At 74.1% G+C, this 15,203-nt stretch carries 14 protein-coding genes and 1 riboswitch; of the genes, 9 read left to right on the top strand and 5 right to left on the bottom strand.

From position 1 onward, the window contains the following. Nucleotides 1–154: 154 nt before the first annotated feature. Nucleotides 155–263: riboswitch (TPP riboswitch) on the top strand. From thiE to thiC, 7 genes are all read left to right on the top strand, one after another. Beyond that, nucleotides 258–884 carry a thiamine phosphate synthase gene (thiE, locus tag D7193_RS19195; protein ID WP_120780893.1) on the top strand — a complete coding sequence of 209 codons (627 nt, stop codon included), beginning with the start codon at nucleotides 258–260 and terminating at the stop codon, nucleotides 882–884. It overlaps the preceding riboswitch by 6 nt. After that, nucleotides 881–2,011 carry a glycine oxidase ThiO gene (gene thiO / locus D7193_RS19190; RefSeq protein ID WP_377456143.1) on the top strand — a complete coding sequence of 377 codons (1,131 nt, stop codon included), beginning with the start codon at nucleotides 881–883 and terminating at the stop codon, nucleotides 2,009–2,011. The genes thiE and thiO overlap by 4 nt, the downstream gene beginning before the upstream one ends. Then, on the top strand, nucleotides 2,002–2,202 hold the full coding sequence (thiS, locus tag D7193_RS19185; protein WP_120780892.1) for a sulfur carrier protein ThiS: 201 nt from the start codon (nucleotides 2,002–2,004) through the stop codon (nucleotides 2,200–2,202). The genes thiO and thiS overlap by 10 nt, the downstream gene beginning before the upstream one ends. Further along, complete coding sequence (locus D7193_RS19180) at nucleotides 2,199–2,978, top strand: thiazole synthase (RefSeq protein ID WP_120780891.1); 780 nt, start codon at nucleotides 2,199–2,201, stop codon at nucleotides 2,976–2,978. Before thiS ends, D7193_RS19180 begins: the two co-directional genes overlap by 4 nt. 74 nt (nucleotides 2,979–3,052) lie before the next feature. Then, nucleotides 3,053–3,652 carry a thiamine phosphate synthase gene (locus D7193_RS19175; RefSeq protein WP_120781368.1) on the top strand — a complete coding sequence of 200 codons (600 nt, stop codon included), beginning with the start codon at nucleotides 3,053–3,055 and terminating at the stop codon, nucleotides 3,650–3,652. Next, complete coding sequence (thiD, locus tag D7193_RS19170) at nucleotides 3,649–4,434, top strand: bifunctional hydroxymethylpyrimidine kinase/phosphomethylpyrimidine kinase (RefSeq protein ID WP_120780890.1); 786 nt, start codon at nucleotides 3,649–3,651, stop codon at nucleotides 4,432–4,434. The genes D7193_RS19175 and thiD overlap by 4 nt, the downstream gene beginning before the upstream one ends. Nucleotides 4,435–4,451: 17 nt before the next feature. Continuing rightward, entirely contained in the window at nucleotides 4,452–6,044 is a 1,593-nt protein-coding gene (gene thiC / locus D7193_RS19165) for a phosphomethylpyrimidine synthase ThiC (protein WP_120780889.1), read from the top strand. A 101-nt stretch (nucleotides 6,045–6,145) separates the two neighbouring features. Here thiC and D7193_RS19160 read toward each other — a convergent pair whose 3' ends face one another. The 4 genes from D7193_RS19160 to D7193_RS19145 form a co-directional block, all read right to left on the bottom strand. Continuing rightward, nucleotides 6,146–9,133 carry a hypothetical protein gene (locus D7193_RS19160; protein WP_120780888.1) on the bottom strand — a complete coding sequence of 996 codons (2,988 nt, stop codon included), beginning with the start codon at nucleotides 9,131–9,133 and terminating at the stop codon, nucleotides 6,146–6,148. A gap of 77 nt (nucleotides 9,134–9,210) precedes the next feature. Beyond that, nucleotides 9,211–9,528, bottom strand: coding sequence for a cupin domain-containing protein (locus tag D7193_RS19155; RefSeq protein ID WP_120780887.1), 318 nt, complete (start codon nucleotides 9,526–9,528; stop codon nucleotides 9,211–9,213). After that, nucleotides 9,525–10,475, bottom strand: a complete 951-nt coding sequence (locus D7193_RS19150) for an LLM class F420-dependent oxidoreductase (RefSeq protein WP_120780886.1) — start codon at nucleotides 10,473–10,475, stop codon at nucleotides 9,525–9,527. The genes D7193_RS19155 and D7193_RS19150 overlap by 4 nt, the downstream gene beginning before the upstream one ends. 2 nt (nucleotides 10,476–10,477) lie before the next feature. After that, nucleotides 10,478–11,263, bottom strand: coding sequence for an ABC transporter ATP-binding protein (locus D7193_RS19145; protein ID WP_120780885.1), 786 nt, complete (start codon nucleotides 11,261–11,263; stop codon nucleotides 10,478–10,480). 268 nt (nucleotides 11,264–11,531) lie between these two features. Between D7193_RS19145 and D7193_RS19140 the strand changes: the two genes are divergently transcribed. Next, complete coding sequence (locus tag D7193_RS19140; RefSeq protein WP_120780884.1) at nucleotides 11,532–12,560, top strand: ABC transporter substrate-binding protein; 1,029 nt, start codon at nucleotides 11,532–11,534, stop codon at nucleotides 12,558–12,560. A gap of 96 nt (nucleotides 12,561–12,656) precedes the next feature. Then, nucleotides 12,657–13,514 (top strand): ABC transporter permease, encoded by an 858-nt coding sequence (locus D7193_RS19135; RefSeq protein ID WP_120780883.1) that lies wholly within the window; start codon nucleotides 12,657–12,659, stop codon nucleotides 13,512–13,514. A gap of 70 nt (nucleotides 13,515–13,584) precedes the next feature. On the opposite strand, the gene D7193_RS19130 is transcribed toward D7193_RS19135, so the two are convergent. After that, on the bottom strand, nucleotides 13,585–14,766 hold the full coding sequence (locus D7193_RS19130; RefSeq protein WP_120781367.1) for an ABC transporter substrate-binding protein: 1,182 nt from the start codon (nucleotides 14,764–14,766) through the stop codon (nucleotides 13,585–13,587). Between the last annotated feature and the right edge of the window lie 437 nt (nucleotides 14,767–15,203).

The raw sequence follows: 15,203 nt of genomic DNA, 5'->3' as shown, positions 1-15,203 counted from the left end.
TGTATCCATGTCCGGCAAGACGCGGATGGTAACGGTTTCGCAACAGCGGGCGACATTCCGAACAGGACGCCATGAAGCGCCCCCGCCGGAGGGCGGCCCACTGTCGCCTGCGCCACCCTTGGCACGGCGACGGGTCCTGTCGTACGGTGGCAGGCAAGTAACCCACGGGAGTCCGGTGCACCGGGCTGAGAGGGGGGCTGCAGCCCCCGACCGTCGAACCTGATCCGGGTAATGCCGGCGCAGGGAGGAGTGTTGCCGTGTCGTCCCTGGGGCGCCTGCATCTCATCACCGACACCCGACCCGGGCGCGACCCGCTCACCGTGGTCCGGGCCGCCCTCGCGGCAGCCCGCGCCGACCTGGTGGTGCAGGTCCGCGTCGAGGACTCCGCCACCGACCGCGAGGCGTACGACCTGACCCGCCGGGTGGTCGCGCTCTGCACGCCGTACGGGGCGACGTGCCTGGTCAACGACCGTCTGCACGTGGCGCTCGCGGCCGGCGTCGCGGGCGGGCACGTCGGTGCCGACGACCTGCCCGTCGGGGCCGCCCGGCGGGTGCTCGGCCCCACCGCCGTGCTCGGCGCCACCGCCCGTGACCCCGGCACCGCCGCCGAGGCGGTCGCCGCCGGAGCCAGCTACCTGGGCGTGGGCCCGTGCCACCCCACCGCCACCAAGGAGGGCCTTCCTCCACCGATCGGCGTGCCCGGGGTGCGGGCGGTGGCCGAGGCGGTCGACGTGCCGGTCATCGCCATCGGCGGGGTGACCGCGACCCACGTGCCGGCGCTGCGGGCGGCCGGGGCGTACGGGGTGGCCGTCGTCGGCGCGCTCTCCACGGCCGCCGATCCCGGCCGCGCCGCCGCCGCACTGCTCGAGGCGCTGACGTGCTGAGCGCCCGGCCTCCGTCGACCCCTACCGGCGACGCGGGCCGGGCGGACGTGGCGGTGGTGGGGGCGGGCCCGATCGGTCTCGCCATCGCGTGGCGCTGCGCCGCCCGCGGCCTGCGGGTGACCGTGCACGACCCCGCCCCGGGGTCGGGGGCGTCGGCGGTCGCCGCCGGGATGCTCTCGCCCGTGGCCGAGGCGTACTTCGGTGAACGCGAGCTGACCGGCCTGCTCGTGGCGTCCGCCGCCCGCTGGCCGGAGTTCGCTGCCGAGCTGGGCGAGGTGACCGGCGCCGCGCTCGGCTACCGGACCGAGGGCACCCTCATGGTCGGGCTCACCGCCGACGACCTGGCCGAGGCGCGGCGGCTCTGGGCGTACCAGCAGGAACTCGGCCTGCCCGTGACCCCGCTGCGCCCCACCGAGCTGCGCGACCGCGAGCCGGCGCTGGCCCCCCGCGTCCGCGGCGGCGCGCTCGCGCCCACCGACCACCAGGTCGACCCGCGGCTGCTGGTGCCCGCCCTGCGGACCGCCGCCGAACGGGCCGGCGCCGTGCTGGTGCCCGGCGCGGTCCGCCGGCTGGCCGACGTGGACGCCGGCGTGACGGTGGTGGCGGCCGGCTGCGGCGCCGCCGCGCTCACCGGACTGCCCGTCCGGCCGGTGAAGGGTCAGGTGCTCCGGCTGCGCGCGCCCGGCGGCGCCGCGCCGGACTTCCGGCACGTCATCCGGGGGTACGCCGACGGCGAGTCGGTCTACCTCGTGCCACGCCACGGCGGTGAGGTGGTGGTCGGCGCCACCGTCGAGGAACGCCGCGACACCGACGTCTCCGCCGGGGCGGTCCTCCGGCTGCTCCGCGCCGCCGTCGAGCTGGTGCCCGAGCTGGCCGAGTACGACCTCGTCGAGACCGCCGCCGGGCTGCGACCCGGCACGCCGGACAACGCGCCGATCCTCGGCCCCCTGCCCGGCCGGCCCGACGTGCTGGCGGCCACCGGGCACCACCGGCACGGCATCGTGCTCACGCCCGTCACCGCGGACCTGATCGCCGACCTGGTGACCACCGGCGTGCCCGATCCGCTGCTCGACCCCTTCCGCCCCGAGCGGTTCGGCCGGACGACCGAGGAGGACCCGTGGAACTGATGGTGAACGGCGCCGGGCGGACCCTGCCCGGCGGAGCGACGCTGGCCGACCTGGTCCGCGAGGTCACCCCGCAGGAGCGCGGGCTGGCGGTCGCCGTCAACGGCGAGGTGGTGCCCCGCGCGGGCTGGCCGGCGACCGTACTGCGCGACGGCGACCGGGTCGAGGTGCTCAGCGCGGCACAGGGCGGGTGAGCGGCGTGGCGTTCGAACTCGGCGGTGTCTCCTTCACGTCGCGGCTCATCCTCGGCACCGGCGGCGCGGCGAACCTGGACGTGCTGGAACGGGCGATCCGTGCCTCCGGCACCGAGCTGGTGACGCTGGCCCTGCGCCGCGTCGACACCGCCCCCGGCACCGGCGGCGGCCTGCTGGAGCTGCTGGACCGCTGCGGCGTACGGCTGCTGCCCAACACCGCCGGCTGCCGGACGGCCGTCGAGGCGGTCAAGGTGGCGCGGCTGGCCCGCGAGGCGTTCGACACCGACTGGATCAAGCTGGAGGTCGTCGGCGACGAGCGCACGCTGCTGCCCGACGGGGTGGAGCTGCTGCGGGCCGCCGAGGAGCTGGTCGCCGACGGGTTCACCGTCCTGCCGTACACCAGCGACGACCCGGTGCTCGCGCGGCGGCTCGCCGACCTGGGCTGCGCCGCGGTGATGCCGGCGGGCGCGCCGATCGGGTCCGGGCTCGGCATCGGCAACCCGCACCACATCCGGCTGATCCGGCAGAGCGTGGACGTGCCGGTGATCCTCGACGCGGGCATCGGCACCGCGTCCGAGGCGGCGCTGGCCATGGAACTGGGCTGCGACGCGGTGATGCTCGCGACCGCGGTGACCCGGGCCGCCGACCCGGTGGCGATGGCCACCGCCATGCGGTACGCCGTCGAGGCCGGGCGGCTGGCCGCCGGGGCGGGCCGGATCCCCCGCCGCCACCACGCCCTCGCGTCCACCCCGGACGACGGGCGGCCGGAGCTGTGACCGCCCCGGACATCACCGCCGATCGTGGCGCCGATCTGCCGGTCGACGGGCGTCCTCCCGGCGACCCCCGGGCCGTGCCGTCGGGGCTCGTGCTGTTGACCGACCGCTGGCAGGCGCGGCGGCCGCTCGTCGACGTGGTGGCCGCGGCGGTGGCCGGGGGAGTGCGCTGGGTCGTGCTGCGGGAGAAGGATCTGCCCCGGGCCGAGCGCGCCGCGCTCGCCGCCGACCTGCGGCCGATCCTCGCCGGCGTGGGCGGCACCCTGGTCGTGGCCGGCCCCGACCCGCTCGGCGGCGACGCCGTGCACCTGCCGTCCGCCGGCCCGTACCCGCCGCCGCGGCTCGGGCTCGTCGGGCGCTCCTGCCACGACGCCACCGAACTGGCCCGGGTGTCCACCGAGGACTACGTGACCCTCTCGCCCGTGTACCCCACGAGGACCAAACCCGGCTACGGCCCACCCCTCGGCACGGACGGGCTCGCCGCGCTGGTCGCGAGCAGCCCCGTCCCGGCCCTGGCCCTCGGCGGCATCGAGACCCCCGATCAGGTGGCCGCCTGCGTGACGGCGGGCGCGGTGGGGGTCGCGGTACTCGGCGCCGTCATGCGCGCCGACGACGCGCGGGAGGCGGCCACCACCCTCGGCGCCGCTCTCACTCCGATCATGGGAGAAGACACGTGACGCCGAAGACCGTCCTCACGATCGCCGGCTCCGACTCCGGCGGCGGCGCCGGCATCCAGGCCGACCTCAAGGTGTTCGCGGCGCTCGGCGCGTACGGCACCAGCGTGCTCACCGCGGTCACCGCCCAGAACACGCGGGGCGTCGACGCCGTCCTGCCGCTGCCCCCGGCCACCGTCACCGACCAGGTCGAGAGCGTGCTGGCCGACTTCGCCGTACGTGCGGTCAAGACCGGCATGCTCGGCAGCCCGGCCGTCGCCGACGCGGTCGCGGCCGCCGCCCGGGCCGGCCGGCTCCCGCACCTCGTGGTCGACCCGGTGCTCGTCGCCACGAGCGGGCACCGGCTCGGCGTGGTCGCCGCGGTCGAGCGGCTGCTGCCGTACGCCGAGGTCGCGACGCCGAACTGCGCGGAGGCCGCGGCCATCACGGGACGCCCGGTGACCACCGTCGACGAGATGGTCGCGGCCGCGGAGGCGCTGGCCGCCGGAGGCCCGGCGCACGTGGTGGTGACGGGCGGGGACCTGGACGGCGGCGAGGCGGTCGACGTGCTGCACGGCGGCGGCGTCACGACGCTGCTGCGGGCGGCCCGCGTCGACACCCCGCACACCCACGGCACCGGCTGTTCGTTCTCGGCGGCGATCGCCGTCCGGCTGGCGCTGGGCGACCCGGTGCCGGCCGCGGTCGCCGCCGCCAAGGAGTACGTCACCCGTGCGCTGGCCGGCGGGCGGGACTGGAAGCTGGGCGCGGGACGCGGCCCGCTGGACCACTTCGGCTGGTCCGCTTGACCACCAGGGAGGCTGTCATGCAGGCACGACGCAAGGTGTACGTGGAAGGGTCCCGGCCGGACGTGCGGGTGCCGTTCGCCGAGGTGACGCTGACCGGGGACAACCCGCCGGTGCGGCTCTACGACACGTCCGGGCCGGGCTCGGACCCGGAGGTCGGGCTGCCGCCGCTGCGGGGCCCCTGGATCGCCGAGCGCGGCGACGTGGCCCCGGTGCGCGGCGCCGGAACCCCGCTCGCTGGCGTGGACGGCCGCAGGCCGACCCAGCTCGCGTACGCCCGGGCGGGCGTCGTGACGCCGGAGATGGAGTTCGTGGCGGTCCGCGAGGGCGTGGCACCGGAGTTCGTCCGGAACGAGATCGCGGCCGGCCGAGCCGTGCTCCCACTCAACGTGAACCACCCGGAGTGCGAACCGGCGATCATCGGCAGGGCGTTCCTCGTGAAGGTCAACGCCAACATCGGCACCTCGGCGGTCAGCTCGTCGATCGCCGAGGAGGTCGAGAAGCTGACCTGGGCCACGCGCTGGGGCGCGGACACCGTCATGGACCTGTCGACCGGCAAGCGGATCCACGAGACCCGCGAGGCGATCGTGCGCAACGCCCCGGTGCCGATCGGCACCGTGCCGATATACCAGGCGCTGGAGAAGGTCGGCGGCGATCCGGTGAAGCTGAGCTGGGAGGTGTTCCGGGAGACCGTCGTCGAGCAGGCCGAGCAGGGCGTGGACTACATGACCGTGCACGCCGGCGTCCGGCTGCCGTACGTGCCGATGGCCGTCGACCGGGTCACCGGGATCGTGTCGCGGGGCGGCTCGATCATGGCGGCGTGGTGCCTCGCGCACCACGAGGAGAACTTCCTCTACACGCACTTCGAGGAGCTGTGCGAGATCCTCGCCCGGTACGACGTGACGTTCTCCCTCGGTGACGGGTTGCGTCCCGGCTCGATCGCGGACGCGAACGACGAGGCGCAGTTCGCCGAGCTGCGGACCCTCGGCGAACTCACGAAGGTCGCCTGGGCACACGACGTCCAGGTGATGATCGAGGGTCCGGGTCACGTGCCCATGCACAAGATCAAGGAGAACGTGGACCTCCAGCAGGAGTGGTGCCACGAGGCGCCGTTCTACACGCTCGGGCCGCTGACCACCGACATCGCCCCGGCGTACGACCACATCACCTCGGCGATCGGGGCCGCGATGATCGGCATGTTCGGCACCGCGATGCTCTGCTACGTCACCCCGAAGGAGCACCTCGGCCTGCCGGACCGGGACGACGTGAAGGCCGGGGTGATCGCGTACAAGATCGCGGCGCACGCGGCCGACCTGGCGAAGGGCCACCCCGGCGCTCAGGCCTGGGACGATGCGCTCTCGAAGGCGCGGTTCGAGTTCCGCTGGGAGGACCAGTTCAACCTCGCGCTCGACCCGGAGACCGCGCGGGCGTACCACGACGCGACGCTGCCGGCCGAGCCGGCGAAGAGCGCGCACTTCTGCTCGATGTGCGGACCGAAGTTCTGCTCGATGAAGATCACCCAGGAGCTCAAGGACTACGCGGCGCGCGGGATGCGGGACAAGTCGGCGGAGTTCGTCTCGTCCGGCGGGCGCGTCTACCTGCCGTTGGCCTGACCCTCTGCGCCGCTGGCCTGACCACGTCGGCGGCGGCCCTGCCGACAGACACGACGCCCGGGGCACGAGCCCCGGGCCCCGGGCGTCAGTGTCGTGTCGGGTCAGTCCCGGTGATGGCGACCGCTCGAACGCAGCGAGCGCCGGCCGTTCTCCTGCTCGGGTTCGTTGTCCGCCACCGACCGGCCCAGGCCGGTCACCCAGTCGACGTACTCCTCGTCCTGCGCGGCGAGCGGTTCCGACTCGGCGTCGCTGCCGGTGGCCTCGCGGGAGCGGTTGCGCCGGAACAGCCCGAGCCGCCCGCGACCCCGGCCCGCCGACTGGTCCGCGCCGCTCTGGTCCTCGGCGGAGCCCTCGGCCGACGTGTCCGCCGCAGCCGCCTCGGTCGCCGGGCCGGCCGATGCGGTCGCCTCCAACGGTGCGTCCTGCGCCGTGTGGCGCGGGCCGGTCGACTGCGGCCCGGCGCGCCGCGCGGTGGCCAGGGCCTCCCAGCTCGCCGCCCGGTTCAGGTCGGGCAGCGGTGCCCGGTGCCGCGCGCGCGGCGGCGGTTCCTCCCCGGACGCCGGTACGCCCGTCGCCTCCCGGGCCACCTCGTCGCCGACCGGCGCGGGCCGGGACGGCACCGGCCACGCGGGCCTGGCGTGATCCGGCAGGGCAGGCTGTGCCGGAAGGCCGTGGGTCGGCGCGGTCGCGGTGGCGGGGTCCTGCGGCGCGGGCTGTGCGGCCAGGCCGTGGGTCGGTGCGTCGGCCGCTGTGGCGGGGAGGCCGCGGGTCGGCGCACCGGCCGGGCGCTGCGGTTCGGTCTCTCGGCGCGCGCTGGGCTGCCGGTCCGCCGTCGGCCGGGTGTCGCGGCGGCTCGTCACGTCGTCGGCAGCCGGGGCCGGCGTCCCAGTCGGCTCGCCGTCGACCTGCGGTTCCCCAGCGGCCGTGCGCGCCCTGCCGGCCGTGCGCACCCTGCCGCCGGTGGTTGCTCTGCCCGCGGTGGCTGCCCCGTCGGCTGGGCCGTGCGCCGCTGGGTCGGCTCCGATCGGTTGGGCGGATGCGGCGGAAGCGCGTTTCGCGCTGCCCGTGGTCGGCGCCGTGCCACGGTCGGCGGCCTCCGCTGCGGTGCTCGCGGCGTGTGCCGTGCCGCCGCTCGTGGCGTCTGCCGTGCTGTCGGACAGGGCGGCGGGCTTCGACGTGGAACGGGCCTTGCGCGCACGCCGGGCCTTCGGTGCCGGCGCCGACTCCGCGCCCTCCTCCGGCGCACCGGCCTGCTCTGGCGCGTCCGCTGCCTTCGGGTTGCCTGTCTTCGGGTCGCCTGCCGACTCTGCCGGCCCTGTCCCGCTTGCCGGCCCTGTGGACGTCGGCGTGCCCGACGCAGGCGATGGCGTGGACGCTGCGGCCGAGCCGGCCGGGCGGGTGGAACGACGGCGGGGCCGGGGTGTCGTCCCGGCGTCCGTCGCCGGCTGAGGATCGGGCTCACCGTTGTCGGTCAGCCGGCGCGGGTCGAGCGTCGAGCCCTGGTCGACTGGCTGGGGAGCAGCTACCTGTTCTGGGCTTGATGCCTCAGAGGCATGAATATGACTCTGAGGCATCACGCTCGATGGGGAACCATCGGCCCCACGACCGGCGGAGTCGGGATCCGCGCGACGGGTCTCGGCCAGCTCGCCACTGAGGGCCGGCGCCGACGCGTGCGCGCCGGCAACCCGGGCCGTCCCGGAGGCGGTCTCCACACCCTGGCCGGGCTGTTCGGCGATCGGGCCGCGATCGGCGCCCGGGCCTAGCCGCTCGGCGGCGGAGACGGGCTCCGTGGCGGGGGCGGGCTCCGTGGCGGAAGCCGGCTCCGTGGCGGGGGCGGTGCGTTCGACCGGCCGGCCCAGCGTCGACGTGACGGTCAGCGGCGCCGTGGGCAGGTCGTCGGTGAGGGGTCGGCGAGCGGGATCGGCGCTCGACCGGTGCGCCGTGTGGGTGCCGGCCTCGGGCCAATCCCAGTGGGCCGGGGCACCGGAACGGCCGACACCGCCGCTACCGCCGACACCGCCGCGCGCGCTACCGCCGCTGCGGACGGCGCCGGTCGCGGGCACCGTACCGCCGGATCGGGCCGCCACGTCGGCGCCGGCCGGTTCCGCCCGATCCTCGTCGGGACGGTCGGCGCTCGTGGCGGCGGCGGTCGTGGCGGCGGAGGTGGGCAGGGCGGGACCGGCGGGCAGCGGGCGCAGGATGTCGCTCGGTTCGATGGCGTGGGCGCCGGCGCTGCGGGTGCCGGCCGGCCAGCGGAGCAGGGCGGCGGCCGCCGCGCCGAGGGCGCCGGCGGCGACCGCGATCAGCGCGCCGTAGTAGGGCGTGGTCTGGTACCGGTCGACCGCGTCACCGGGGCCGGCGGTCAGGTACGCGAACGCCGCGAGCACCGGGCCGGCCACCCCGGTCGCGCCGCTGACCAGCGGCACGTGGCCGCGCCGGCGGGCCAGGCCGGCGCTCGCCGCCCCGGCGAGCAGCGCCACGATCGGCAACAGCAGCAGGGACAAGCGCTGGGCGGCGTCGGCGTCCAGCCAGGTCGGCTCCAGCACACCGAGCCGGACGCTGCGCAGAGGCCCGCTCGCGCCGAGCGACGGCAGCGCCGAGACCAGGGCGAGCAGCCAGACGGCGCCGGCGACCGCCGCCACGTTCCAGCCCAGCGGCGGGTTGAGCAGGACGGCGATGGCCGCCCCGGCCCCCACGATGGCGCCGAGCACGGCACAGATGCCGACCGCGAAGACCGGGTCGACGGACACCAACTCCGCGGCGCGGGCGGGCTGCATGCACAACGGCGCCACGGTGGACGCGCCCAGCGCGGCCACCGCACCGACGGCCAGTTGCCGGCCCGTGGTGGCCGGCGGCCCGTCGCGACGGGCGAGGCGCTCGGTGAGCACCGCACCGACGACGGCGGCGTTCGCCGAGAACCAGCCGACCCAGACGAGCTGGGCGGGCCACTGGTTGACGGTCGCGCCCGTGAAGGCGCCGGTGAGCCGGACGATGCCGAAGCCGTACGCGATGCCCAGCTGCCCGGCCCCGGCCAGCACGCTCACCCCGAGCGCCGTGAGCAGCAGTCTGCCCCAGGTCCGAAAGGCCATGTCCGGCACGTTACGCACCTGGTGCACCGGATCGCCACCGGCACGCCGCGTGACGGCCGGCCGCGCGACCTGCCGAACTACTTGAGTTCGACCAGGCGGGCGAGGTACGTCGTGTTCCCGACGTTGGTGAGCATGTGCACCGCGCCCGGGTCCCGGTAGACGACCCCACCGGTCGGCTCGTCCGCGTCGATGCGGGTGCCGTCGACGGTCTGCACCACGTTCTTCGCGCCCTCGATCGCCACCACCAGGTACGGGTGGTCGTGGCGGTGCAGCGGCTGCCGCTCACCCGGCTCCAGGCGGATGTGCCAGACCCGCACCCGGTCGTTCTCGTACACGATCTCCTGACCCACCGGCCCGAGTTCGAGGCCGTCGGTCACGTCGGTCACGTCGCTCATCGGTCTCCGTCCAACTGCGGCAGCACGTCGCTGGCGATCAGTTCCAGGTGGTCGAGGTCGGCGAGCTCGATGAGGCGCAGGTGCACCCGGGAGGCGCCGATCGCCGCGAACTCGCCGATCCGGTCGACCAGTCGGGCGGGGGAGCCGACCACCGCGTCCTCCGGCGGCAGCGCGCTCGCGACGTGCAGCGGCGCGGCCCGCCGCTGCGCCTCGGCGTCGGACCGGCCGATCGCCACCACGATGCCGGCGGAGAGGACCAGCGGCGCACGCCCCGCCTCCGCCCGGCCGGTCCGGTCGCAGGCCTCGCGCACCCGCTCGTACGCTCCGGCGGTCTCCTCGACCGACTTGAACGGCATGTTGAACTCGTCGGCGAAGCGCGCGGCCAGGTCCGGGGTCCGCTTCGGCCCGCGGCCACCCACGATGACCGGTGGGCCGGGCACCTGCACCGGCTTGGGCAGCGCCGGGGCGTCCACCAGCCGGTAGTGGTCGCCGGTGAAGCTGTACGTCTCGCCGGGCGGGGTACGCCACAGCCCGGTGATCACCTCGAGCTGCTCGGCGAGGCGGTCGAAGCGCTCGACCACCGCGGGGAACGGGATGCCGTACGAGGTGTGCTCCCGCTCGTACCAGCCGGCGCCGATGCCCAGCTCGACCCGGCCGCCGCTCATCTGGTCCACCTGGGCCACCATCACGGCCAGCGGCCCCGGCAGGCGGAACGTGGCCGAGGTGACCAACGTGCCGAGCCGGATCCGGGTGGTCTCCCGGGCCAGCGCGGCGAGGGTCAGCCAGGCGTCGGTCGGCCCGGGCAGCCCGAGGTCGGCCCCCATGGACTGGTAATGGTCGGCGCGGAAGAAGCCCTCGAAGCCGAGGTCCTCCACGGCGCGGGCGAAGCGGAGCTGGTCCTCGTACGTGGCGCCCCGGTGCGGCTCGATGAACACCGACACCCGCATGGTCATCGTCCTTCCGCGCCGGCCACCGCCGGCTCGTCACGTTCCATCAGCAGCTCGTGCAGATCCGCGCTGACCCGGGCGACGTCGGCGAGGTGCGCGTTGCGGCCGAGCGTGCGCGGCCGGGGGATCTCCACCTCGACCACCTTGCGGATCCGGCCCGGTCGAGGGCTGAGCACGACCACCCGGTCGGCCAGCAGCACCGCCTCGTCGATCGAGTGGGTGACGAAGACGATCGTCGCGGCGCTCTCCATGTGCACGCGCTGGAGTTCGCCGGAGAGTTCCTCGCGGGTGAGCGCGTCCAGCGCCGAGAACGGCTCGTCCATGAGCATCACGCGGGGTTCGCCGATCAGCGACCGGCACAGCGAGACGCGCTGCTGCATGCCTCCGGACAGCTCGTGCGGCAGGCGCTTCTCGAAGCCGGCGAGCCCGGCCAGGTCGAGCAGTTCCCGGGCCCGGTCGCGGTACTTCGCCCGGCTCCAGCCGAAGATCTCCACCGGCAGCAGGACGTTGTCGAGCACCGTCCGCCAGGGCAGCAGGGCCGGCCTCTGGAACAGCATCGCGATGTCCCGGCGGGGCTTGCCGACCGGCGTGCCGCCGACGGTGATCTCGCCGGAGGTCACCGGTAGGAGCCCGGCGATCAGTCGCAGGAGCGTGGACTTGCCGCAGCCGGAACGGCCGAGGATGGCGACGAACTCGCCCTCGGCGACGTCGAGGTCGATGCCCCGCAACGCCTCGACGCGGCCGCTGCGGCCGTCGAAGGTGCGGGACACACCGGACAGTCGAATCATCGCCGGCGGGCCTCCCCTGATTGGGTGGTCAGGAATCTGCCAAAGGCTAGCGGTCGTGCGTCCCCATCGCACCGTCCGGGGTGGACATCAGTTTGTTTCCGTTCCGCAATCCGGCACGCCTGGCGTCGCAAAGGTGGGGTTCTCGTACGCTGTGCCCGCGAAGAGTCCCCTCACGACGGTGGTGCCGGCCTGCCCCCTTCACGCCGGTGCCCCGCGACAACCCCTCCGGCGGCCTGCCGGCCCCGGTCGGAAAGGACATGGTGCACTGATGAGAAGGCTGACCCGTACGGTCGCCGCGGCCGCGATGGCCGCCGCTCTCGCCCTGGTGGCCGGATGCAGCGGCGATTCGGACTCCTCCGACGACGCGAACGGCGGCGGATCGCTGGAGAAGGTGACCTACCTCACCTCGTTCGGCAACTTCGGCCGTGACGCCTACGCCTGGGTGGCGAAGGACAAGGGCTTCTTCAAGGAGGCCGGCTTCGACGTCGACATCAAGCCCGGGCAGGGCACCGGCGCCGTCATCCAGACCATCGTCGGCGGCCAGGCCGACTTCGGCCCGATCGACCTGACCGGTGGTCTGCTCCAGCTCGGCAACGGCCAGGCGAAGGACTTCGTGGCGGTGGCCGCGATCCAGCAGCGCACCATGGCCGCCATCGCCACCCTCGAGGGCAAGAAGATCGCCTCTCCGAAGGACCTGGAGGGCAAGAAGCTCGCGGACACCCCCGGCTCCGTCGTCCGCAACCTCTTCCCGACGTACGCCCGGATGGCCGGCATCGACGCGAGCAAGGTGACGTGGGTCAACGGTGAGGCCCAGTCCCTGATCGGCACGCTCGCCACCGGCCAGGTCGACGGCATCGGCCAGTTCGTCGTCGGCCAGCCGACGATCGAGGGCGTGGCCAAGGGCAAGAAGGCCGTCATGCTGCCGTACAGCAACGTGATGCAGGACCTCTACGGCAACGTGCTCATCACCTCGGCGAAGATCGCCAAGGAGAAGCCGGAGATGGTCAAGAAGTTCACCGCGGCGCTCATGAAGGGCCTGGAGTACAGCCTGGCCAACCCGCAGGAGGCGGCGGACATCCTGAAGAAGAACGTGGACGCCACCAACCCCGCCTCGGCCGCCGCCGAGCTGCAGCTGATGGCCGGGTACGTCCGCTCCAGCAACTCCGGCACCGCGCTGGGCACGCTGGACAGCGGCCGGGTGGCCAAGAGCATCGCGATCCTCCAGGGCGCCGGCACGCTGAAGCAGAACATCACCCCCGAGCAGATCATCGACTTCAGCCTCACGCCGAAGGCCTGATCAGCGCAGTGACCCGGGGTGCGTCCCGCCGGACTCCGGTGGGACGCACCCCGTCCGGCGTTCCGGCCACCGGCCGGAGGAACCAAGGAGGACACCATGACCGAGGTCCGCTCGGCGGAGCCGGCGACCGAGCCCGCGACCGCGGAGACCGTTCCCGCGGGCGCCCCGCGCAGGGCCGTCGGCGCACGGGCCGCCGGGGCCGGCGCCTCGCTGCTGCCCGCCGTGGGTCTGCTGATCGCTTTCGCGGTGTGGTGGCTCACCGCCCGGCTGGAGCTGATCCACCCGGCGGCCCTGCCACCACCGGGGGACGTGCTCACCGCGTTCGTCGACAAGCCGGCGCTGATGCTGGAGCACACCGGCGACACGATGCTGGAGATCCTCATCGGGTTCGCGCTGTCCGTGGTGGCGGGCGTCCTGATCGGGCTGGCGCTGGCGACGTCCCGCACGGTGGAGCGGATGTTCACGCCGCTGCTCGTCGCCGTGAACGCGGTACCGAAGATCACGCTGGGGCCGCTGCTGGTGGTGGCCTTCGGCTGGGGCCAGAAGCCCATTCTCACCATGGTCTTCCTGCTCTGCTTCTTCCCGATCGTGCTCTCCACGGCGACCGGCCTCACCACCACGCCGGCGGACCTCGCGGAGCTGGTCCGCTCCTGGAACGCCTCGCGGTGGCAGGCGTTCCGCAAGGTGCGTTTCCCGGCCGCGTTGCCGCAGATCTTCGTCGGCCTCAAGGTCGGTATGCCGCTGGCCGCGATCGGCGCGGTCATCGGTGAGTTCCAGGCCGGCGAGGGTGGCCTCGGCTACGTCATCCAGCAGTACGCGGGCGTGGGCGACACGGCCACCTCCTGGGCGGCGATCATGCTGGTGGCGTTGGTCAGCATCCTGCTCTACGCGGCCCTCGCGCTGATCGAGCGCCTGGCCCTGCCGTGGGTCCGGGCCACCACCAGCAGCCGCTGACCGGACGGAATCTCCCGGAACGCACCGCGGGCCGGCCCCCTGTCAGGGGAGCCGGCCCGCGGTGCGTCGGTCAGCCCGCGAGACGCCAGCGGCCGTTACGGGCCACGAGCGTGGTGAGAGCCTGCGGCATCAGCCCGGAGTGGTTGTCCGGCGTCATCCGGATGGGGCCGGAGAGACCGTCCAACTGCGACGTCTCGAGCACGTCGCGGATGCCGTCGCGGTTGACCCGGTCGGCCGGGCCGCCGGCCCGCAGCTGCGCGTCCGCGATGAGCTGCACGGCGTCGGCCGCGAACGACGACGCGCCGTTGTACCCACCGAACCGGGCCGTGTAGTCCTGGAACCACTGCCGGCGGGCCGCCTTGGCGGGCGTCGTGGCGATCACGTCGTCGATGACCATGGTCTGGGTGAAGATCAGCGTGGCCCGTTCGGTGGCCTTGGCGGACTCGCCGAGGAACAGGTCGCCGGCGGCGCCCGCGTCGAAGTAGAGCGAGCCGCTGAAGCCGACCTGCTGCGCCGCGGCGGCCGCCAGCATCGCCTGCTCCGGCGGGGTCCAGACGATCAGCGCGTCGGGCTTGCGCGAGGTGAGCGTCCGCACCGGCTGGCTGACGTCCGTGTCGGTGATCCGGACGGCGGCCTCGCGTACCGACTTGACACCGGACTTGCCGAACTCACGCTGGAGGGCGGTGAGCCCCTCGCGGCCGTAGTCGTCGGCGCTGTGCAGCAGGGCGACCTCGCGGATGCCCCTGCGGTCCAGCTCGGAGGCGAGGGCCGCGGCGCTGTCCGCGGCGTTCGGGCCGAGCTTGAACACGTACCGCCGGTCGGCGACCGGGCTCGCCACCGCGCCGGACGTGGCGAGGGCGATGGTGGGGATCTTCTTCTCGTTGATGGTGCGGACCGCGCCGATCGCGCATTCGTTGCAGCCGCCCATGATGATCGCGCTCACCTGGCCGTCGCTGCTGAAATCGCCGATGTTGCGCAATGACTCGCTGGCGTCGGAACGGTTGTCCTTCACCTTCAGTTCGATTCGCCGGCCACCGAGCGCACCCGAGGAGTTCAGCTGTTCGACCTTCAGTTCCAGCGCACGTTGGTACGCCTTGCCGACGGGTGCCGCGGCGCCGGAGAGTTCGAGGTCCGCGGCGATCACAATCGGACTCGCCGCCGCCTCCTCGGCGCCGAACGAACAGCCGGTGAGTGTGCCGGCCAGCACGACGGATGCGAGAGCCGCGATGGTCGTGGAGCGGATGGGGCTCAAGTCGTCCTCCAGGTGCGGGCGCGGGCGCTGCCCGGTCACCGCCGCTAGTCCGTCCTCAGTGGAGGGACGGGAAGAGTGTGCCGTACCGTGTGCGCGAAGCCTGCAAAACCTTGCCAACGGTGGGGCGCTGCGGTCAAGCGCGGGCGTCAACGGTCGTTTCGGGACGGCCGTCCCACATGTTGGGGACACGCGATGTTTGCAAACCGTCACGGTGCATACACGTGTGACCACTCTGGAGTCACATGCCCTGTTCACGGGCTTGCGGAATTGAAGGTATCAGTTGACCGGAACACGGGGTGCGCGCGGTGCGACCGTTATCTGCCCGGCTGCGGCTTCCCAAACAGGAGCGTCTCTGATGAAATCGCGGCCGTGCCGCGCGTGCCGCCGCCCACCGCGCCCGGCACGGTTTCTCGGTTCAGGCGTGGAAGAAACGACGG

It is taken from the genome of Micromonospora costi, assembly GCF_003626655.1.
In the GTDB taxonomy this organism is placed as follows: domain Bacteria; phylum Actinomycetota; class Actinomycetes; order Mycobacteriales; family Micromonosporaceae; genus Micromonospora; species Micromonospora costi.
The sequence above is the reverse complement of the archived record's forward strand: the minus strand, read 5'-3'. Positions and strand labels throughout refer to the sequence as shown.